Below are 20,241 nucleotides of genomic sequence, written 5' to 3' on the forward strand. Positions count from 1 at the left end.
GCGGGGAGGACGGTCTTGCCCTCGGGGCGCAGCTCGCCCGCAGTCTCGGCGCACAGCTCGACATCTGCATGGTGCTCCCGCCGGACCGGACGGTCCCGGCGAGAGTTCCGGCAGAGACCGGCTACGACGACATCCTCGCCTCCCGTGCCCAGCGCTGGCTGGACGAGGCGAAGTCGTCGGTGCCGAGCGACATCGACGTGGACGTCCACCTGAGCTTCCACGAATCGTTCGCGCAGGGTCTCATCGACGAGGTTTCCCGGCTGGGGGCGCAGGCGATCGTCGTCGGCGCCGCCGGGGACGGCCTGCTGGGGCGGCACTCCGTCGGCTCCGTGTCGACGGAACTGCTGCACTCGGCGCACGTTCCGCTGGCCCTCGCGCCCCGCGGGGCGCGGCACTCCTCCGCGAAGAAGATCCGCGAGGTCACCTGCGCGCTCGGGACCCGGACCGGGGCCGACGTGCTGCTGCGGACGGCGGTGCGAACGTGCGAGCGGATGCAGACCCCGCTCCGCCTCGTCTCCCTCGTCGCACTCGACCCGCAGAACGACCTTCGCGATCACCGGGACACCCCCGACGACATCCGCGACCGGGCCGTCGCCCACGCGCAGAGTACCCTCGAAGCGGCGAAATCCGCTCTTCCCGAAGACTTTCCCGTGTCCGTCACGATCGCCGACGGATCCTCCGTGGAATCGGCGGTCCGCACACTCGACTGGCAGGACGGCGACCTCGTCATGGTCGGCTCCAGCCGGCTCGCCCAACCTCATCGACTGTTCCTGGGATCCACCGCGGCCAAGATGCTCCGCGTCCTGCCGGTGCCCATGGTGGTCGTCCCCAAGCAGGAGTTCCCCAACAGTGAGTAAACCGTCCGCGACACCCGCCCCGGATCCACGCTCGTTCCCGACCGGAGGTTCAGACATGACGAACAGCGAAGGCGCACCGGCGTCGGCCGACGGCGCCGTGAGCGCCAAGGGGCTGGCCACCGGCGCGGTCGGGACCTTCTCCGGGGCGATCCTCGGGATCTCCTCCGTGGCACCGGGTTACACGCTGACGGCCAGCATCGGACTGATCGTCGCGGCGGTCGGGTTGAAGATGCCCGCCATCTTCATCGCCGGCTTCATTCCCATGTTCCTCACGGCGTACGCCTACCGTGAGCTCAACTCCGAATCACCCGACTGCGGTGCGTCGTTCACGTGGTCGACCAAGGCGTTCGGTCCGTACGTCGGCTGGATGTGCGGTTGGGGCATGGTGATCGCCACGATCATCGTCCTCTCGAACCTCGCGGCGATCGCGGTCCAGTTCTTCTATCTGTTCATCGCGAAACTGTTCGACGCCCCGAGCATCGCCGACCTCCCCGGCAACAAATTCGTGAACGTCGGGACGACGCTCGTGTTCATCGCCCTGGCCACCTGGATCGCCAGCCGCGGCATCACCACCAGCGAGCGCCTGCAGGTCGCGCTCGTCGGCTTCCAGATGGTGCTGCTCATCGCCTTCGCGGTGGTGGCACTGGTTCACGTCGGCAACGGGTCCGCCCCGGCCGGGCTCTCGTTCGACCTGAGCTGGTTCAACCCGTTCACCGGACTGGCCCTCGGCGCGTTCGTGATCGGCCTGACGGGTTCGATCTTCGCGTTCTGGGGCTGGGACACCTGCCTGACACTGGGCGAGGAGTCGAAGAACCCGAAGAAGACCCCCGGTCGCGCCGGCCTGCTGTGCGTCGCGACGATCCTGCTGACCTACCTGCTCGTGTCGGTCGCCGCGATGATGTACGCCGGCGTCGGCGAGGACGGTCTCGGCCTCGGCAACCCGGACAACTCCGAGAACGTCTTCGGCGCCCTCGCCGATCCGGTTCTCGGCAACTGGGGCGGCATGCTGCTGTTCCTCGCCGTGTTCGTCTCCTCGGTCGCGAGCCTGCAGACCACGTTCCTGCCCGCCGCGCGCACGATGCTGGCCATGGGCGCCTACGGCGCGTTCCCCAAGAAGCTCGCCGAGGTGTCGCCGCGATTCCTGGTGCCGTCCTACGCGACCGTCGTCGCCGGTGTCGTGACCGCGGTCTTCTACACCGTCGTCACGTTCCTGTCCGAGCGCACGCTGCTCGACACGATCGCCGCGCTGGGCATCATGATCTGCTGGTACTACGGCATCACCGCGTTCGCCTGCGTGTGGTACTTCCGGGGCCGGTTGTTCACGAGCGTGCGCAACGCCGTTTTCCGGTTCGCGTTCCCGCTGCTCGGCGGGCTGATGCTGTTCGCCGTGTTCGTCATCTCGATCGACGAGAGCATGGACCCGGAGAACGCGAGCGGTGCGTCCATCGGCGGAATCGGCCTCGTCTTCTTCCTCGGCTTCGGCATCCTCCTGCTCGGCGCCGTGCTGATGATGGTCATGCGCTTCCGCAGCCCCGCCTTTTTCCGCGGCGAGACCCTCAACCGCGACACGTCCGCGTTGCGGGACGAGGGCGATCTCACGGCTCGATCGGAGCCTGCGCCACCAAGCCCGCGATAAGCGTCCGCAGCCCGAACTCGAATGCTGCATCCGCCCGTCCGGGGTTCGGCCCGGACGTGGCCAGGGCGGCCAGCATGGCCTCGTTCGCCTCGGGCGCCGTCGCCCAGACCACTTCGGGTGCGGCGAGGTCCAGCGCCGACCCGAGCACGAAGCTGTCGACCGTCGTGATGGCGTGCAGAATCTCTTCGGGCGTGAAGCCGCCGTCCGAGAATGCCTGCGCCAGCGCGTTGTACAGCCCGAACGCCACACCGGACTGCACTGTGTGCGCGGTGAACAGAGGAATCAGCCGAGGATGCTCGGCGTAATTGCGCCGATACTCGCGCGCCAGGCCGGCCACCGTCTCGCTCCACTTGCCGTCGGGGTCCACCACCACGATGCCCGCCATCATGCGGGCACGCATCAGTTCGATGATCTCCGCCCTCCCGGACACGTGGTTGTACAGCGAGGAGGGCCGCACCTTCAGCCGTTCGGCGAGACCCGGCATCGTGAAGTCACCGGTGAGGTCCACCATGCGCATGGCAGCTTCGGTGATGATCTCCGGCGACAGCAGTCGCTGTGATGGCCGTGGCATGGGTGCCCTCCTGGTCGGTGTGTGTCACCGGCGACCAGGGTGGATACCGAAGGAATCGAATTCGTCACGCCCCACCCCTTGATCGCCGAGCATTCACCCACCATACTTAACGAATCCAATTCGTTTTAGGCGCTCGCTGAACCGAACATCCGAGGAAACACAATGTTGACGATTACCGCCCTCACCCCTCCCGAGTCCCTGTCGCGGACGAGCGAGACGGGACGCACCCCGCTCCGTGTCGGTCTCGTCCAGCACCGCTGGCACGAGAACGATCAGGATCTGCGGGCCGAACTCGACGAGGGCATCGCCGCGGCAGCGAAACTCGGGGCGCGCGTGGTGTTCCTCCCCGAACTCACACTGAGCCGCTACCCCGCGTCGACGCCGGGTGGCGACAACCCGGGACGTACCGCCGAGGACCTCCTCACCGGCCCCACGTTCACGTTCGCCGCCAAGGCCGCCGCCGAACACGGCGTCCTCGTCCACGCCTCGCTGTACGAGCGGAACGACACCGAGGACGGTGTGCAATACGAGGACGGACTCGGGTTCAACACGGCCATCCTCGTCGCCCCCTCCGGTGAACTGCTCGCCCGCACCCGCAAGCTGCACATCCCCGTCACCGCCGGCTACTACGAGGACACCTATTTCCGCGGCGGTCCCGCAACCGATCCGTACCCCGTCCACACCGCCGAGGCACTCGGCGGGGCAAAGCTCGGACTGCCGACGTGCTGGGACGAGTGGTTCCCCGAGGTCGCCCGCGCGTACTCGCTCGGCGGCGCCGAAATCCTGGTGTACCCCACCGCGATCGGCTCGGAGCCCGACCACCCGCAGTTCGACACCCAGCCGCTGTGGCAGCAGGTGATCGTCGGCAACGGCATCGCGAACGGCACCTTCATGGTGGTGCCCAACCGCCACGGCAGCGAAGGCCTCATCACGTTCTACGGCTCGTCGTTCATCTCCGACCCCTACGGCCGGATACTCGCGCAGGCCCCGCGCGACGATTCCGCGGTCCTGGTCGCCGACCTCGACCTCCAGCAGCGCGAAGACTGGCTGGCCCTGTTCCCGTTCCTGGCCACCCGGCGCCCCGACACGTACGGCGTCCTCACCGAGCCGGTCGATCACGCCTCCCCGTTCGGGAGGGCCTGATGACCTGGCGCATGCCCGCGGAAGGCGAACTGCACGAACGCACCTGGATGGCCTACCCCAGTGAGGGCTACTCCCTGGGCGACACCGCCGAGGAACACCACGAGGCCCGCACCACGTGGGCCGAGGTGGCGCACGCCGTGGCCCGGTTCGAGCCCGTCACCGTCGTCGTCGACCCCGGACAGGTGTCCGCAGCCGAGGAATACCTGTCCGCCGACATCGACATCGTCGAGGCGCCGCTGAACGACGCCTGGATGCGCGACATCGGACCCACATTCGTGCTGTCCGAGGACGGACGCCTCGGCGGCGTCGACTGGATCTTCAACGGCTGGGGCGGCCAGGACTGGGCCCGGTGGGACAAGGACTCGAAGATCGGCGCACTGGTCGTCGAGCGGTCCGGGGCGGAACTCGTCGACTCGCCCATCGTCAACGAGGGCGGCGGCATCCAGGTCGACGGCCTCGGCACCGTGCTGGTGACCGAGACCGTGCAACTCGACCCCGGCCGCAACCCCGAACTGTCGAAAGCCGACATCGAGGCCGAGCTCGCCCGGACGATCGGTGCCACGAAGGTCATCTGGCTGCCGCGCGGACTGACCCGGGACCAGGACACGTACGGCACGCGCGGGCACGTCGACATCGTCGCCGCCATCCCGTCACCGGGCGTCGTCCTGGTGCACGACCAGCGCAACCCCGAACACCCCGACTTCGAGGTCAGCAAGGCCGTCATCGACGTGCTGAAGCAGACCACCGACGCCCGCGGTGAGTCGTGGGAGATCATCACCGTCCCCGCGCCGACAGTCCTGCGCGACGAGGAGGGCTTCGTCGACTACAGCTACATCAACCATTTCGTCGTCAACGGCGGCGTCATCGCGTGCAGCTTCGACGATCCCGCGGACGAGGAAGCGGTCGCGATCCTGTCGTCCGCCTACCCCGGCCGCACGGTCGTGACGGTCGACGCCCGCCCGCTCTTCGCGCGCGGCGGCGGAATCCACTGCATCACCCAGCATCAGCCCGCTGTGCGCTGACGCGCCCGTGAGTACTTGTTAACCGCCCGCGGTTAACAAGTACTCACGGGCTAGCGCCTGCGACGCATGTAGTCGCTGACGACGGCGGCGCCGAGACCGTCCAGCCCGGGCGCCACGACGCGTCCGCCGACCCGCTCGGCCATCCGGTCCACCACCCGCGCGAGGCCGGGATCCTCACCGAGCCGGAAGAACGTGACGTGGGCACCGAGCCGGGCGAGGGTGTCGAGTTCCCGGACCGTCAGACCGAGGGTCCGGGCGCTCGGCGGGTAGTCGAAGTAGGCGAAACCGTCCGGCTCGAGGTGGGCCGTCGGCTCACCGTCGGTGACGATCAGGACCACCGGCTGGGCGTTGGGGTGCCGGCGCAGATGCCGGGCCGCCAGCAGCAGCGCGTGGTGCAGGTTGGTGCCCTGGTCCCAGGCGCCGTCCAGGCCGGCCAGTTCCGAGGGCGTCAGCACCTGCGCGTGCCTGCCGAACGAGATGAGTTGCAGTTCGTCGCTGCGGAATCGGGTGCTCACCAAGTGGTTCAGGGCGAGGGCGGTGCGTTTCATCGGCACCCACCGGCCCTCCATCACCATCGAGAACGACGTGTCGACGAGCAGCGCGACCGCCGCCTGCGACCGCTGTTCGGTCTCCATCACCTCGACGTCCGCCACGGACAACCGGACGGGGACGCGACCGCGCTCGACCGGATCGGACGCCGCCCGCAGCACGGCGTTGGTGATCGTGCGCGTGACGTCCCACGGCTCGGTGTCGCCGAACGCCCATTCGCGGGACGCGCCGGTCGGCTCCCCCATCGCCCCGGCGCGGCGCGTCTCCCGTTGCCCGCCACGCGAAGACAGTTGCTGCGCCACGTCCCGCAGAGCGGTCTGGCCGAGTTGCCGCATCGCCTTGGGCGACAGCCGCCACTGGCCGTCCGCCCCGCGGTCGAAGAAGCCCTGATCGCGCAGGGCCTTCTCGAGTTCGGCGAGGGTCTGGGCATCGGCCGCCGCCTCGTCGCCGAGTTGCCGGGCCAGAGCGTCCGCGTCGATGTCGTCGAGTTGTGCGCCCGCGTACTGCTGCGACAGTTGCTCGGCGAGCGACTCGAGTTCCGCGATGTCCTGCAACGCCCCGGTGCCCTCGCCCAGGCCCATGCCGTCGTCGCCGCGGAACCGCTGCGCGCCCTGCCAGTCCTCGCCGGGGCGCGCGGCCTGCAGATGCTGGTCCAGCCGGTCGAGCTGTCCGATCAGCGACGGATCGCCGAACGCCTGCTGCGCCAGCGCATCCAGTTCGTCGCGCTGCTCCTGCGACAGCGAGTTCCGCAGGCGCTGCGCCGCCGCCGCCCGCTGCGCCAGTGAGTCGAGTAGTTCCTCGACGTTCTGCGGGTTCTCGGGGAAGTATTCCCCGTGCTTGTCCATGAACTCGTCGAACTGTTCCTGCGTGTCCTCGCCACGGGAGTGCTTGTCCAGCAGGTCGTTGAGGTCGGCGAGCATCTCGCGGATGCGTTCGCGGTCCTCTTCCGTGGCACCCTCGAGGGCCTGTTTCATGCCGGCGAACCGCTGGTCCAGCATTTCGCGGCCCAGGAGGTCCCGGATCTTCTCGTAGTCCTCGCGGGCTTCCGAACTGCGCCAGTCGTAGTCGGCGAGTTCCTGCACGGCCTGCGCGGTGGACGGCGACAGTTCCTCGAGGCGCATCTCCGAGAAGCGGGCGTCGTCGTCGAGCGCGCGGGCCAGCGTCTTGCGTTCCTCGAGCACCGCGCGGTCGAGGAGTTCCCGGACCTCTTCGAGTGTGCCGTTCAGGTTGTTCCGCTTCAGCAGCTCACGGCGACGCCGATTGGCCTCGGCCGCAAGCTCGTCCAGGCCGCGCATGTCCCGGTTGCCGCGCCGGAGCATTTCGCGCAGCGCCTGCCGCGGCGACGTGCCCGCGAACACGTCGTCGCCGATCGCGGCCAGGGCCTCGCGCAGGTCCACCGGCGGCGCCAGCGGATCACCGCCCTCGTACGGCCCGTACCGCGCGTTGTGCGGTCCGCGCTCCGCCTTGCGGGACATTACGAATACACCGTCTGCCCGTTGATGTCCGGGTTCTTCGAGATCCGCCGCGCCAGGTACAGCCCTTCGAGGGCGAACTCGGCGGCTGCGGCCCGCTCGCCGTCGGACTCCGCGCCCAGACGCTCGGCCAGCTCGTCGAGGACCTCGAGTTCGGGCAGTTCGTTCAGCAGCGCCTTCGCCGTGATCCGTTCACCGGTCACCACCGGGTCGCCCTGTTCGACCGCGTCCACGAGTTCTGCCAGGTCGATGCCGCCGAGCCGGGTGCGGACGGTGTCGGCCGTCGCCCGCCGGAGCAGGTGCTCGAGGACCTCGATTTCGCGCCCTTCCTCACCGGATTCGAATTCCACCTTGCCCCGCAGGACGTCGACGACGGTCTCGAGGTCGACCGGCCGCGCGACCGGGTCGGCTTCACCGAGCACGGCGCCGCGATGCACCGCAGCGGCACTGACGGTTTCGGCGCCTGCCACCGCGAAGCGGGCGGACACACCCGACCGCTGATCGACCGACGTCGACTCACGGAGCAGACGGGTGAACCGGGCCAGGATCTCGAGGAGGTACTCGGGCACCTCCGCGGTGAGATGCGCTTCCTGCAGGATGACCGCGACCTCGTCGTCGAGCCGGGTCGGGTAGTGCGTGCGGATCTCGGCACCGAACCGGTCCTTCAGCGGGGTGATGATGCGACCGCGGTTCGTGTAGTCCTCCGGGTTCGCGCTGGCCACCATCAGGACGTCCAGCGGCAGCCGGAGGGTGTATCCGCGGACCTGGATGTCGCGTTCCTCCATGACGTTGAGCAGCGACACCTGGATGCGTTCGGCGAGGTCGGGCAGTTCGTTGATGGCGACGATGCCCCGGTGCGCGCGGGGAACCAGCCCGAAGTGAATGGTTTCCGGGTCGCCGAGACTCCGGCCCTCCGCCACCTTGACCGGATCCACGTCGCCGACGAGGTCCGCCACCGACGTGTCGGGGGTCGCGAGTTTCTCCGAATACCGCTCGCTGCGGTGCCGCCACGCGACGGGGAGGCTGTCGCCCAGTTCCTGCGCCCGACGGATCGACGCCGGGGTGATGGGCTCATAGGGATGCTCCCCGAGTTCGGAACCGGCGATCACCGGGGTCCATTCGTCGAGGAGCAGATTGAGGGTGCGGAGGAGGCGGGTCTTGCCCTGACCACGTTCGCCGAGCAACACCACGTCGTGACCGGCGATGAGAGCCCGTTCGAGCTGTGGTTCCACCGTCTCCTCGAAACCGACGATGCCGGGCCACGGATCACGACCGTCGCGTAGGGCCGCGAGCAGATTCTCGCGGATCTCTTCCTTGACGGTGCGTTGAATGTGGCCCGACTCGCGGAGCTCGCCGACGGTGGAAGGTCTGTGTTCCGATGACGTCACCACTCCACGCTACGAGGGTTCGAGCGAATCGGCACGCGGTTAACGCGCGCCGACCCGCCCGGGTCAGTCCTCGCGGCGCAGCGGGAGCAGTTCGCGGACCTTGCGATCGCGCAGGTACAGACCCGCCCAGACCGCGATTCCGACGTACACCGCGAACAGCACCGTGCTGAACAACGGCTTCTCGACGCGCCAGTTGGTGAGCACCGCCCCACCGAGATAGCCGGTCAGCAGCACCGCACCGAGCGGGGCGGTCCGTGGCACCAGATAGAGCACCGTGCAGAGGAGCAGCACCACTCCGATCGGCACGATGATGTGCATCGGCAGTCCCAGTTCGGCGGCCGAGTCCTCCACCGGTCCGATCTTCAGGAGCTTGCCGACCGCGTCGAACAGGAGGAAGGCGCCGACGAGTCCGCTGAGGACCCAGCCCACCGTGCGCGCGGATCCCGACTCCGCCGTCACGGGTGTGGTCGCGGTGCTCACGACTCCTGCCCCTGCGCCGCATCGACATCCATCCACACGACCTCCCAGAGGTGACCGTCCGGGTCCTGGAAGCTGCGGCCGTACATGAATCCCTCGTCCATCGGATCGTTGGAGAAGGATCCGCCCGACGCGAGCGCCTTGTCGACCAGCGCGTCGACGGCCTCCCGGCTGTCCGCGGAGATGCAGATGATGGATTCGGTGGTCGTGGTGGCGTCCGCGACGGCCTTCTTGGTGAAGGTGGAGAAGAACTTTTCCGTCAGCAGCATGACGTGGATCTGCTCGCTGACGACGATCGACGACGCGTTCTCGTCCGAGAACTGGGGGTTCTTCCGGTAGCCGAGCGCCTCGTAGAAGGCCGTCGACTTGCCGAGGTCCTTCACGGGGAGGTTCACGAAGATCGTGGTCGACATCGAATTCTCTTTCCGTCGGTGGAGCCGAGTGTTTTCGGTTGACGAGCCGTGCGACCTTGTGGAGCAGATCACGTACCAATGTTGCAAAAAGAAGCCTATTGATGTCAATAGGCAACTTCGGTCTATAGTTGAAACCATGGCACGGCAGGCTTATGGGCAGTACTGCGGACTCGCGCATGCCCTGGACATCGTGGGACAACGCTGGGCACTGCTCATCGTCCGAGATCTCCTGGTCGGACCCCGGCGATATACGGATCTCAAGCAGGGTTTGCCGGGCATCCCGTCCAACATCCTGTCGGCGCGCCTGAAAGAACTCGAAGACGCCGACGTGATCGCTCGCCGCGCGCTGCCCCGGCCGTCGAACGCGGTGGTCTACGAACTGACCGACTACGGCAACGCCCTGGAGGACGCCGTGAAGTCGCTGGGCCGGTGGGGCGCCCGCACTCTCGGCGAACCCGACCCGGACGATGCCGTGACCGTCGACTCGATGGTGATGGCGCTGCGATCGACGTTCCACCCCGACGCCGCACGGGACGTCACCCTCACCTACGAATTGCGGCTCGGGCCGATCGTGCTGTCCGCCCGCATCGACCGCGGCGCACTCGAGGTCGTGGAGGGCGCAGCCGAGCGGCCCGACCTCGTGATCGAGACCGGGCCGGCGGTGAAGGCACTAATGGCGCGCGAGATCACCCCGGAGGACGCCATCGCTCTCGGCAGCGTGTCCGTCACCGGCGACCCGGCGCTGCTCGCCACGTTCGCCGACGTCTTCAGCATCCCCTGAGGGTCCGCCTACGCGGCGGCACCGTACGCGGACGCGGCGTCCAACTCGCACCAGGCGCAGCGGTAGCGCTCGAGTGTCACCGGATCTGCCTCCGCCAGAAGGGAATCGAGCAGGACCCGCGGATCGTGGCGCCAGGCCCGGACCACGTCCGCGACCGCGCGGTTCGAGAACAGACCCGACCCGGTGAGCGCGGACACCCACTCGTCGATCGCTCCCCGGTGAATCCGCTCGACGGCCTCCGGGCGGAATCCGCCGTCGACGAAGTCGAGGGAGAACATGGCGGCGACGACATCACCGGTGGTCAGCTGTACGACGTTCATGGTGCGGCACCTTCCTGGAGTCGGGGGCTGTCCTCGGACGTAATCCGTTGGAACAACTGGTGATGCAGACGCTAATCGCCGATTGTGTGAGTTCTGTGATGCTTCTCTGAGATCTCGGCCGCGATGCCCGCCTGCCGTGATCGCCGAGCTTCTACACTCCGTGCATGGAGGCCTGGGTTCTGCCCGGACTGCTCGGCCTCGGCCTCGCCGCCGCGTCGGGACTGCGCACGTTCCTGCCGTTGCTGATGCTCAGCGCCGCGGTGCACTTCGAGGTGCTCGGGATCACCCTGAACGAGTCGATGCGGTGGCTCGGTTCGACCGGGGCGCTGGTCGCGCTGTCGATCGCGACAGTGGTGGAACTGACCGCCGATCTGATCCCGTTCGTCGACAACGTGCTGTCCGTGATCGGCAACGTCACCGGTCCCGTGGCGGGTGTCATCGCGACCTGGGCAGCCTTCGCGGACGTGGACCCGTCGACCGCCGCGATCGCCGGAATCGTCATCGGCGCGCCCACCGCTCTGGCGTTCAGCACCGCGCAGACCGGGACCCGTGCCGTGAGCACGGCCTCCACCGGCGGACTGGCCAATCCCGTGGTGTCGGTGATCGAAGACGTGGTCTCGTTCGTCACATCCCTGATCGCCCTGCTGCTTCCGCTGCTCGTCATCCCGCTACTCGCGTTCCTGCTGTGGTTCGCATGGCGAGGGGTGCAGCGGGTGCGGCGACTGCGCGCGACGTGAACTGGTAGACAGTCCCCATGCCTGACACCGAGATCACGTTCGACAGCGGTGCCGTCACGTACTACGGCAGCCTGCGCACCCCCGACCACGCGAACGGGTCGGCGCCCGCCGCGCTGCTGCTCGCCGGCAGCGGCCCCACCGACCGCAACGGCGACAGCGCCCTGCTCCCCGGTGACATCGGAACGCTCCGCCACCTCGCCGATGTGCTCGAACAGCACGGCATCCCCAGCCTGCGCTACGACAAGATCGGCAGCGGCGAGACCGCCCTCGGCCCCTACGAGGTGGAAGAAGTCGGGGGTCTCGGATTCACCACCTTCGTCGACGCCGCGTCCGCGGGCCTCGACTTCCTGGCCGCCCAACCCGGGGTCGACCCGTCGAAGCTGATCGTCATCGGTCACAGCGACGGCGGACTCGTCGCCCTCGCGCTCGCGACCGCGGAAGACGAGTCGCGGGTGCGCGCCGTCGGACTGCTCGAACCGCTGAGCGTCCGGCTCCTCGACCTGCTCACCACGCAGATCCACGGCCAGCTCGACGCCGTCGTCGGCACCGGCCAGCTGCCGGTGGAGCTGGCCGACGAACTCCGGCTCGCGCTCGCGGACACCGTTGAATCCCTGCGCACGTCGGGCACGATCCCCGACGACCTTCCGGAACCGTTGCAGAACGCCGGGCTGGTCCATGCCAACGCGAAGGCCCTCGCGGAGGAGGACGCTCTCGACCCGCGCGCACTGGCCGGCCGGCTGCCCGCCGGGTTCCCCGTCCTCACCAGTTGCTCCGCCAAGGACATCCAGGTACAGCTCGCGGACGTCGACGGCCTGAACGACGCCCTCGCGCACACCGCGCTGACACCGGTGCGGATGACGAACGCCAATCACGTCCTCAAGGACGTCGGCGACCGTCCGTCCACCGGACCGGATTACGTGGAACCGCTCCCCTACTCGGCGGAGTTCACCGAACCGTTCAGCAGCTGGATCGCCGCTCTGTAATCAGTTCCCGCCGGCTCCGGTGATCACGGCCATCAGTGTGCTCGCCAGATCGGACACGAGCCCCAGGTTCTTGTCGTTGACGAGATCCTCGAGCCCGTCGAGGCCCTCGACCTCGAGCAGCGGCGCCAGCATCTCCATCAACTCGGAGAACTGCGCCGAATCGGGTGCCGTCGACTTCGGTGCCGCCTTCGGGGTGGTCGCCTTCGGGGTCGTGGTGGTGGTCGACGACGCGCTGTCCTCGCTCGCCTCGGGCGTCGTCGTGGTGGCCGCCGGCGCTGCTGCCAGCTCCTCGGCCGGCGCCGCCTCCGACCCCGTCAGCAGGTAGGTGACGACGCCCGTCGTGATGGTGATCGCGTGCTTCAACTGGCCGTCGGTGCTCTCCAGCTGGGCGGAGTCTTCCTTGTTGGAACCGTTGCCCATCTCGACGAACACCAGCGGAACCTGAGTCAGCGCGGGCCCGGCCACATCGGCGCGGGTCTGAAGGCCGTCGTTCACGCCGGCGTAGTTGGCGGGAACGAATCCGTCGGATTTGTAGGCGTCGCGCATCATCGTCGACGCCTCGAGCCCGCCGCCGGACTGCGCCGCGTCCGCCTTCTCGTCGGGGATGGGCAGCGACGGGATGATCATGTGGAACCCGTGCTTGCTCGCGTCCTCGCCCTGCGCCGTCGAGTCCGCGTGAATGCTCACCGCGAGATCGGCATTCGATTCGCTTGCCGCACGCGCTCTTTCGTCGACGCATCCGCCCCAGCCGGTGTCGTCCTGGCGACTCAGGACGACCTTCGCGCCGAGACTCTCGAGGCTGCTCTTCACCAGCTGGGAGACGTTCCAGTTGATGGTGTGCTCGGGCACCCCGCCGAGCGACGTCATGCCGCTCGTCTGGCAGTCCTTGGTGTTGCCCCGGCCGTCGTTCACCTGCTGCGCGAGGTCGTGGCCCTCGCTGGAACCCTGATGTCCCGGGTCGAGGAACACCGTCATCCCGGACAGTTCGGTGCCGGTCGCCGTCGCCGCGGGTTCCGCCGAAACCTGGGCAGGGATGAGCACGGACGCACCCAGGACGCAGGCGCCGAGGCCGGCCTTGATCGCAAATCGGTTCATAACGGGGATGGGCGCACCGTCGCAGTCCGGGCGCCACTCTCCTTCCACAGGTGCCACTCGAGTCACATCAGCCCCGAGTGAATCAGCTGCACCGTGCGCGCGGGCAGCTCGAGGCCGTATCGAAAGCAACCTGTAACCAAAGTGTGGGGCCGAATACGCAGTTCCGCCGGCAAACGCCGAGAGGAGGCCTGCGGTTCTGCGCACTCACACCGGAGCACCCGCCTGCCGCAATCGGTCCCGCACTCGCGCGACGATCACCTGCGGCCGCCGACGCAACTGCTCCGCGTTCACCCGCACCACCCACCCGAGCTCGGCGAGCCGTTCCATCCGCTCGATGTCCCACGTGCGCTGACGTTCGTCCGACCAGTGATGTTCGCCGTCGTACTCGACGAGCACCTTCCACCTCCTCCAGCCCAGGTCCGCACGGGCGAAGACGCGGCCGCGGCGATCCTCGATCGGTATCTGTGTCTCCGGTGCGGGCAGCCCTCCACGGATCAGGACGAGGCGAGTGCGTGTCTCCGGTGGGGATTCGGCACCGGGATCCACGAGCGACACGACGTCACGCAGCGACGCGAGTCCACGTTCGCCCCGATGCCGTCCGGCCACCGAGGAAATCTCCGCCGGGCGCAGTCCGGTGTCGTGGCAGAGGGAGTCGAGGACCTCGACGGCGCGATCAACGGGCAACCACCGGCCCAGGTCGAAGGCTGTCCGCGCCGGAGTGGTGACGAGCATCTCGCCCACGCGACACACTTCGTCCGGCAGGAGGGCATCCGCGCGCACCTCGATGCCGTCGACGGATCGGCGGCTGCCTCGCCGGATGAGCGTCGCCGACTCGCCTACGCCGATCCACCGGGTTCCGTGTACGGCGGCCGCGGAGAAGCCCGCGAGTACCGCTTCGCCGTCGGCCCACAACCAGGCGGCACGTGCACGTGAGAGCGCTGTCAGTTCGGCACTTCTGTGCACGTACACGTCCCGGTGCAGGCGCCGGTAGGTACGTAAACCGTGCCGCGTGAGCTGCCCGTCCCGCAGCGCTTCGGATCCTCGGAACGGTTGCTGGAATTCCCCCATCGTCGAACCCTGACAGTCCGGCACTCGACATACGTCGCGAATTCCGGGTCTGTGGATAACGCACGTCGCCATCCACAGAAGCGTCACTGCGCAGAACTGTGGGTAAACATCGAGTACAACCCTGCATTTCTGCGCAGCCGCTGGATAATGGAAGTGCAAACCCTCAACCGGTGATGTACGGTCATCTACCAACCAGCAACGACACGCAGAAAGGTACGGCCATGATGCAGCTTCACGCGCTCTTCGCGTCCGTACCCGCATGGCGTCGCTGCTTCGCCGACAAGCACATCACCAAGTTCGGCGCACCCCGAGAATGTTGAGACTCAACCAAGTCATTCTCGGGCACCCAGGGCAAACCCCTCGGGTGCCTTTTCTTTTACCTTTCACTTTCAGGAGCACCCCATGAAACTTCGTATCAACCAACTGTCCACTTCTCCCCCGTATCTCGATCTGCCGGACGACCTCACCGGTTACGCCGTCACCCTCGACCTGTCGCACTGCGATGCCGCCCACGAGGCCGGTCTGGGTGAGCTGATCAGCGAGGTCCGCAGCCGCGGCGCCGCCCGCGTGGTCATCACCGGTTCGCCTCGCGAACTCCAGGGCACGGGCCGAGCACACGGGGCCGCAGCCGCCTGACGACGCGGAACGGGCCCCGGCATGATGCCGAGACCCGTTCGAGAGTTGCCGAACGCTAGTGCGCGAAGTGCCGCGCACCCGTCAGGTACATGGTGATGCCGGCCTCCTTGGCCGCATCGATCACCTCGTTGTCGCGGACGGAACCACCCGGCTGCACGACTGCCTTGACGCCGGCGTTCGCGAGCACCTGCAGTCCGTCGGGGAACGGGAAGAACGCGTCCGACGCGCCCACCGACCCGACCACCCGGTCACCGGCCCGCTGCACCGCGAGGTGCGCGGAGTCGACGCGGTTGACCTGGCCCATGCCGACGCCGACCGACGCACCGTCGGAGGCGAGCAGGATCGCGTTGGATTTCACCGAACGGCACGCGCGCCATGCGAACTCGAGATCCTTCAGGGTCTGTTCGTCGGCGGCGTCGCCGACGGCCAGCGTCCAGTTGGCGGGGTCGTCACCCTCGGCGTCGAGCACGTCGCGCTCCTGGAGGAGCGCTCCCCCGGACACGGGACGCAGTTCGATTCCCGTCGCAGTGGGTGCCTGGGCAAGGAGGACGCGAATGTTCTTCTTGCGCTGCAAGACTCCGAGCGCACCGTCCGCATAGGAGGGGGCGATGATCACCTCGGTGAAGATCTCGGCGACCTGCTCGGCCATCTCGACGGTGATCTCGCGGTTCGCGGCGATGACTCCGCCGTACGCGCTGACCGGGTCGCAGGCGTGCGCCTTGCGGTGCGCCTCGGCGATGTCGGCTCCGACCGCGATGCCACACGGGTTCGCGTGCTTGATGATCGCGACAGCCGGTTCGCTGAAGTCGAACGCCGCACGCCAGGCGGCGTCACCGTCGGTGTAGTTGTTGTACGACATTTCCTTGCCGTGCAACTGCTCCGCCTGGGCCAGACCGGCCGGGGCGGCGGGGTTCACGTAGAGGGCGGCCGCCTGGTGCGGGTTCTCGCCGTACCGCAGGACCGCCGAGCGGTCCCAGGTGGCGCCTGCCCACTCGGGGAACTGCGAGTCACCCGGTTCAACCAGTGTGGACGTCATCCAGCTGGCGACCGCGACGTCGTACGACGCGGTGTGCTGGAACGCCTGCGCGGCGAGCGCGGTGCGCTCGGGCAGCGTGAAACCGCCGTCGGCGACCGCGGTGAGCACGTCGTCGTAGCGGGCGGGATCCACCACGACCGCGACGGACGGGTGGTTCTTCGCGGCGGCACGCACCATGGACGGCCCGCCGATGTCGATCTGCTCGACGCACTCGTCGGGGGTCGCCCCCGATGCGACGGTCTGCGTGAACGGATACAGGTTCACGACCACCAGCTGGAACGCCTCGATGCCGAGTTCCTCGAGCTGCGCGAGGTGCTCCGGCTTCCGGGTGTCGGCGAGGACGCCGGCGTGCACCCGCGGATGCAGCGTCTTGACCCGGCCCTCGAGGCATTCGGGGAAGCCCGTCAGCGCCTCGACGGGGGTGACCGGGATGCCGGCGTCGGCGATCTTCGCTGCGGTCGACCCTGTCGACACCAGCTCGACGCCTGCCTTGTGCAGGCCCGTAGCCAGTTCGACCAGACCGGTCTTGTCGTAGACGCTGACGAGCGCTCGGCGTACTGCCTTGCGTTCACTCACTGGGGATCACGGCCTTTCGTCCATCGGAAACAACTCCACGGGTGGCGACAGCGGCGATGACGTCCGCCAACAACCGTCGCTCCACAGTCTTGATGCGCTCGTGCAGGGTCGACTCGTCGTCGCCGTCGAGCACCGGCACGGGTTCCTGCGCCAGGATCGGGCCGGTGTCGACACCCGCGTCCACGAGGTGGACGGTCGATCCCGACACCTTCACGCCGTAGGCCAGCGCATCGGGGACCGCGTGCGCGCCGGGGAATGCGGGCAGCAACGCGGGATGCGTGTTGATGATGCGACCGCCGAAACGGTCCAGGAAGGCGGGGCCGAGGATCTTCATGAACCCCGCCGACACGACGAGCGACGGCTGGTGCGACGCGACGGCCTCGGTCAGCGCGAGGTCCCAGGCGGCACGGTCTGCGTGGTCGCGCAGGCTCACCCGGAAGTGGGGAATGTCCGCCGCGTTCGCGTGGGTGGTCGCGTCACAGTCGCGGTCGACGCCGACGGCGACGATCTCGGCGGGATACCCGTCCGTGTGTGTTGCGTCGATCAGCGACCTCAGGAGGGTTCCCGCACCGGAGGCGAGTACGACGATCCGCGCCGGCGAACCGGTCGTGGGCCTCAGGTGGTCACGCGAGGAAGTCAGCGCTCTACTCCTGAACAATCGAAAGGCCGGGTGAATCGAACGACGGGCGAAAATGGGGGCGGTCGCATCGTCGACCGACCAAGAGCCTAGTCGCTGGGGGTTGCGGGCCCTCGGGGCAGGTCGGCTTCCGGGCTCTCGCCGGCGTCTCCGGACCCCTCGGGTTCCTCCGTCGCCGGGTCTTCCTCGACCTCGACATCCACCACGACCTCGGTGTCGGAGTCGGTGTCCTGCGGTGCAACCGGCGCTGCCGGCGCTTCGGTGTCGTCGACGAGTTCGGCTTCGATCACCCGACTCGGCGCGACGTCTTCGGCGACCACCGGCTCCTCGGTGATCGGGGCGGCGATCGCCGGAACCTCCTCCGCGCCGGGAAGGTGCGGCTCCTCGTCCTCGGTGTCGGCGGCGTCCTCGTCCACGGCGCCCCGGCTCCGATGCCAGGCCACGACCACCGCCGTCACCGCGCCCGCGAGCCCGAGCCACGCGAACGTGAGCAGCCCGAACGCCCACCAGTTCAGCTCGACCGTTCCGAATGCGCCGAGCCTGCCGCCGGACACGAGGCCGAGTACCGCCGTCACCGCGCCCACCCCCGCGGCGGCGGTCAGCACGGTGAACAGCGCTTCCTGCCCGGCGACGCGGCGTCCGCAGTCGCGTCCGAGCATCACACCGATCAGCAGGGGAATCACCAGCAACGCAGGCCAGGCACCGCCCGACACCCCGTCGGGGACGGCGCCGAGCAGCGGCAACGGCGGCAGTGAACCACCGACGTTCCCGAACACGCTGACCGAGACGTCCCCGATCTGCGCGGTCCCTCCCATCACCGCGGCCGCGGCACCCACCACGACGTTCGGCAGGTACAGCACCGACAGGATCGTCAGTCCGAGCATTCCGACGACGCCGTCGCCGCGTTCGAGCAGCGAGCCGACCGTCGACCACTCCATCAGCAGCGAGATCGTGACCATGACCGCGCCGGCACCGAGAAGCGCCGCCAACGCGCGCAGTCCCGGCCGTACCGCGTCCCGGACCCACGACGGAACCCGCGCCCCCAGCGTCGGCCACATCGCGACCGTCACACCGATCGCCGACGCGAGCAGGTGCACGAACAGCACCCATCCGAACGCGGCGAGCGCGTTCGGCGACGACAACGGGATGACCGCCGACGCGTCCGCGATGACAGCGAGGCTGATGGCCGTCACGACCAGCGGTCCGGCCACCGCAGCGCCGATCACCTGCAGAGCATGCCGCCGCGAGGACGCCGGGTGCACCACGCCGGCGCATCCACGGGCGACCACCCACACCATCCCCGCAGTCGGGATCAACGGGAGGACTCCGAGTGACGTGCCGTCGATAGTCAACGGCACCTGGTGGATCGCCAGCCACGACGCCGCGATGGCACCGAACGTTCCCGTGAGATCGCTGTTCGCCGCCACCAGCGTGACGACGATGAGTGCGGACAGCAGGACGACGGTGACACCCGCCGGCCGGAACGCGACCGCGAGCAGCGCCCGCATCTCGTCTGCGTCGGGCACGGGTCGCTGTCGCGGGACTTGCCGCTCCTCGTCACCGACGGCTCGCCGTCGCGCACCCTGTGCGACGCGCTGCGCACGATCAACCAAAGAACTCATCCCCTCGAGAGTGGCACTCCGACGCCGCGACAGCGGTCAGGCGCGCCGCACAGAAGTGGCCTCCGACCACGTTCGGTCAGAGGCCACCTTGCTGGTTGGGCCGCTACTTGTCGTCCCTGTCGGCACGCGTGTCGAACGCCTGGGTCGGCGCGCTGTAGCCCTCCGATTCGGGCTTGTCCGCCGATTCGGCCGGCTTCGCCTCGGTGGGCGGCTGCTCGCCGTACTCCAGCGTGCGCTCGACGGGGGACGACTCCGACTGCGAGCCGTACGCAGGCGCCGCGTGCTGCGCGGAACCGTAGCTGGTCCCGGCCGGGTACTGCGAGCTGGGCGTTCCGGTGGATTGCGACGGGCTCGACGGCTGCGAGTACCCCTGGTACTGCGGCTGCTGGTAGGCGGTGGTCGGGGCGTCGTACGACGCAGACCCGGCACCCGCACCGGCGCCGTAACCGGGCTGCTGGGGCTGCCCGTAGCCCTGGCCGTAGCCGGGCTGGCCCTGCGAGGGCTGACCCTGCTGGCCGTAGCCCTGCTGGCCGTAACCGGGTTGGTTCTGCTGCCCGTAGCCGGGCTGCGACTGGCTCTGCTGCCCGTAGCCCTGCGGCGCGCTCTGGCCGTAGCCCTGCGGCGGCTGTCCGTACGACTGCTGCGGGCTGCCCTGCCCGTAGCCCTGCGGGGCGCCCTGGCCGTAACCCTGCGGCGCCTGACCGGGCTGACCGAAGCCCGCGGCTGCGGACGGCTTGGGTGCCGGCTGCTTGAGGAGTCCGATGTCGAACAGGGTGGCCGCGACGGCCACGGCCGACTGGATGAAGCCGAGAACGAGTATCAGGATTGCGCCCCAACCGGAATCCGCGTCGACGTTGAGGTACACGAACAACGCGACTACCCAGCCTGCGACGGAGGCCGCCGCTGCCGCGCCCGCATAGGACTGCTTCGGAAGGAGCGAGACCGCCGCGAGAAGACCACCGAGGAACAGCAGGCCGAGCCCGTCCGTGTTCGCTTCGAACGAGTTCACGGACTCTCGCGCCAAGGTGGCGTACGGGGCGAACCCGAGCAGCAGGTTGAGGACACCGAGAACTGCGACACCGATCAGAAGGAAGAAGCCCAGGCCTTTCGGTTCTCCCCCTGCAGTCGGTTGCGCGGGCGGACCGTAACTCGGTCCTCCGGGCGTGAACGTCATGACTTCTCCTAGTCGACAAGTGGTCGTCTGCGTGCGCTCTTCCGACGC

General features: G+C 68.5%; 20 protein-coding genes. 8 read left to right on the forward strand and 12 right to left on the reverse strand.

The window, feature by feature from the left end; translation table 11 throughout:
* Both QM693_RS28920 and QM693_RS28925 read left to right on the forward strand, forming a co-directional pair.
* Positions 1–857 (forward strand): universal stress protein (locus QM693_RS28920; protein WP_283354030.1); only part of this gene is annotated, 857 nt, incomplete at its 5' end.
* A 55-nt stretch (positions 858–912) separates the two neighbouring features.
* A complete protein-coding gene (locus tag QM693_RS28925; RefSeq protein ID WP_283354031.1) occupies positions 913–2,493 on the forward strand; it encodes an APC family permease in 1,581 nt (526 codons plus the stop codon).
* Here the strand turns inward: QM693_RS28925 and QM693_RS28930 are convergent.
* On the reverse strand, positions 2,453–3,064 hold the full coding sequence (locus QM693_RS28930) for a TetR/AcrR family transcriptional regulator (protein WP_283331535.1): 612 nt from the start codon (positions 3,062–3,064) through the stop codon (positions 2,453–2,455). The two genes, QM693_RS28925 and QM693_RS28930, sit on opposite strands and share 41 nt — an antisense overlap.
* 162 nt (positions 3,065–3,226) lie before the next feature.
* On the opposite strand from QM693_RS28930, the gene QM693_RS28935 reads away from it, so the two are divergent.
* Both QM693_RS28935 and QM693_RS28940 read left to right on the forward strand, forming a co-directional pair.
* Entirely contained in the window at positions 3,227–4,207 is a 981-nt protein-coding gene (locus tag QM693_RS28935; RefSeq protein WP_283354032.1) for a nitrilase-related carbon-nitrogen hydrolase, read from the forward strand.
* Complete coding sequence (locus QM693_RS28940; RefSeq protein WP_283354033.1) at positions 4,207–5,229, forward strand: agmatine deiminase family protein; 1,023 nt, start codon at positions 4,207–4,209, stop codon at positions 5,227–5,229. The genes QM693_RS28935 and QM693_RS28940 overlap by 1 nt, the downstream gene beginning before the upstream one ends.
* A gap of 50 nt (positions 5,230–5,279) precedes the next feature.
* Here QM693_RS28940 and QM693_RS28945 read toward each other — a convergent pair whose 3' ends face one another.
* The 4 genes from QM693_RS28945 to QM693_RS28960 form a co-directional block, all read right to left on the reverse strand.
* A complete protein-coding gene (locus tag QM693_RS28945) occupies positions 5,280–7,253 on the reverse strand; it encodes a vWA domain-containing protein (protein WP_283354034.1) in 1,974 nt (657 codons plus the stop codon).
* Positions 7,253–8,638, reverse strand: a complete 1,386-nt coding sequence (locus QM693_RS28950; RefSeq protein WP_005238585.1) for an ATP-binding protein — start codon at positions 8,636–8,638, stop codon at positions 7,253–7,255. Before QM693_RS28950 ends, QM693_RS28945 begins: the two co-directional genes overlap by 1 nt.
* A 63-nt stretch (positions 8,639–8,701) precedes the next feature.
* Positions 8,702–9,118 (reverse strand): DoxX family protein, encoded by a 417-nt coding sequence (locus QM693_RS28955; RefSeq protein WP_280784105.1) that lies wholly within the window; start codon positions 9,116–9,118, stop codon positions 8,702–8,704.
* Positions 9,115–9,528, reverse strand: coding sequence for a VOC family protein (locus tag QM693_RS28960; protein ID WP_283354035.1), 414 nt, complete (start codon positions 9,526–9,528; stop codon positions 9,115–9,117). Before QM693_RS28960 ends, QM693_RS28955 begins: the two co-directional genes overlap by 4 nt.
* A gap of 136 nt (positions 9,529–9,664) precedes the next feature.
* On the opposite strand from QM693_RS28960, the gene QM693_RS28965 reads away from it, so the two are divergent.
* Entirely contained in the window at positions 9,665–10,309 is a 645-nt protein-coding gene (locus QM693_RS28965) for a winged helix-turn-helix transcriptional regulator (protein WP_280784107.1), read from the forward strand.
* Between the two features lie 8 nt (positions 10,310–10,317).
* Here QM693_RS28965 and QM693_RS28970 read toward each other — a convergent pair whose 3' ends face one another.
* Entirely contained in the window at positions 10,318–10,629 is a 312-nt protein-coding gene (locus tag QM693_RS28970; RefSeq protein ID WP_280784108.1) for a hypothetical protein, read from the reverse strand.
* Positions 10,630–10,793: 164 nt separating this feature from the next.
* On the opposite strand from QM693_RS28970, the gene QM693_RS28975 reads away from it, so the two are divergent.
* Both QM693_RS28975 and QM693_RS28980 read left to right on the forward strand, forming a co-directional pair.
* Positions 10,794–11,366 (forward strand): DUF4126 domain-containing protein, encoded by a 573-nt coding sequence (locus QM693_RS28975; protein WP_283354036.1) that lies wholly within the window; start codon positions 10,794–10,796, stop codon positions 11,364–11,366.
* Between the two features lie 17 nt (positions 11,367–11,383).
* A complete protein-coding gene (locus QM693_RS28980; RefSeq protein ID WP_283354037.1) occupies positions 11,384–12,349 on the forward strand; it encodes an alpha/beta hydrolase in 966 nt (321 codons plus the stop codon).
* Here QM693_RS28980 and QM693_RS28985 read toward each other — a convergent pair whose 3' ends face one another.
* A complete protein-coding gene (locus tag QM693_RS28985) occupies positions 12,350–13,444 on the reverse strand; it encodes an N-acetylmuramoyl-L-alanine amidase (RefSeq protein ID WP_283354038.1) in 1,095 nt (364 codons plus the stop codon). It lies immediately after the preceding gene.
* A 204-nt stretch (positions 13,445–13,648) separates the two neighbouring features.
* Entirely contained in the window at positions 13,649–14,512 is an 864-nt protein-coding gene (locus QM693_RS28990; protein WP_283354039.1) for a hypothetical protein, read from the reverse strand.
* A 402-nt stretch (positions 14,513–14,914) separates the two neighbouring features.
* On the opposite strand from QM693_RS28990, the gene QM693_RS28995 reads away from it, so the two are divergent.
* Positions 14,915–15,148, forward strand: coding sequence for a hypothetical protein (locus QM693_RS28995; protein ID WP_005238564.1), 234 nt, complete (start codon positions 14,915–14,917; stop codon positions 15,146–15,148).
* A gap of 55 nt (positions 15,149–15,203) precedes the next feature.
* On the opposite strand, the gene purH is transcribed toward QM693_RS28995, so the two are convergent.
* The 4 genes from purH to QM693_RS29015 all read right to left on the reverse strand — a co-directional run bounded on the left by purH (position 15,204) and on the right by QM693_RS29015 (position 20,193).
* Positions 15,204–16,760, reverse strand: a complete 1,557-nt coding sequence (gene purH / locus QM693_RS29000; RefSeq protein WP_280784113.1) for a bifunctional phosphoribosylaminoimidazolecarboxamide formyltransferase/IMP cyclohydrolase — start codon at positions 16,758–16,760, stop codon at positions 15,204–15,206.
* Positions 16,753–17,418, reverse strand: a complete 666-nt coding sequence (gene purN / locus QM693_RS29005; RefSeq protein WP_280784114.1) for a phosphoribosylglycinamide formyltransferase — start codon at positions 17,416–17,418, stop codon at positions 16,753–16,755. The genes purH and purN overlap by 8 nt, the downstream gene beginning before the upstream one ends.
* A gap of 68 nt (positions 17,419–17,486) precedes the next feature.
* Entirely contained in the window at positions 17,487–19,010 is a 1,524-nt protein-coding gene (locus tag QM693_RS29010) for a cell division protein PerM (protein WP_349307526.1), read from the reverse strand.
* Between the two features lie 112 nt (positions 19,011–19,122).
* Entirely contained in the window at positions 19,123–20,193 is a 1,071-nt protein-coding gene (locus QM693_RS29015; protein WP_283354041.1) for a DUF5336 domain-containing protein, read from the reverse strand.
* Positions 20,194–20,241: the final 48 nt, after the last annotated feature.

The organism is Rhodococcus sp. IEGM 1305, assembly GCF_030058635.1.
In the GTDB taxonomy this organism is placed as follows: domain Bacteria; phylum Actinomycetota; class Actinomycetes; order Mycobacteriales; family Mycobacteriaceae; genus Rhodococcus_F; species Rhodococcus_F opacus_D.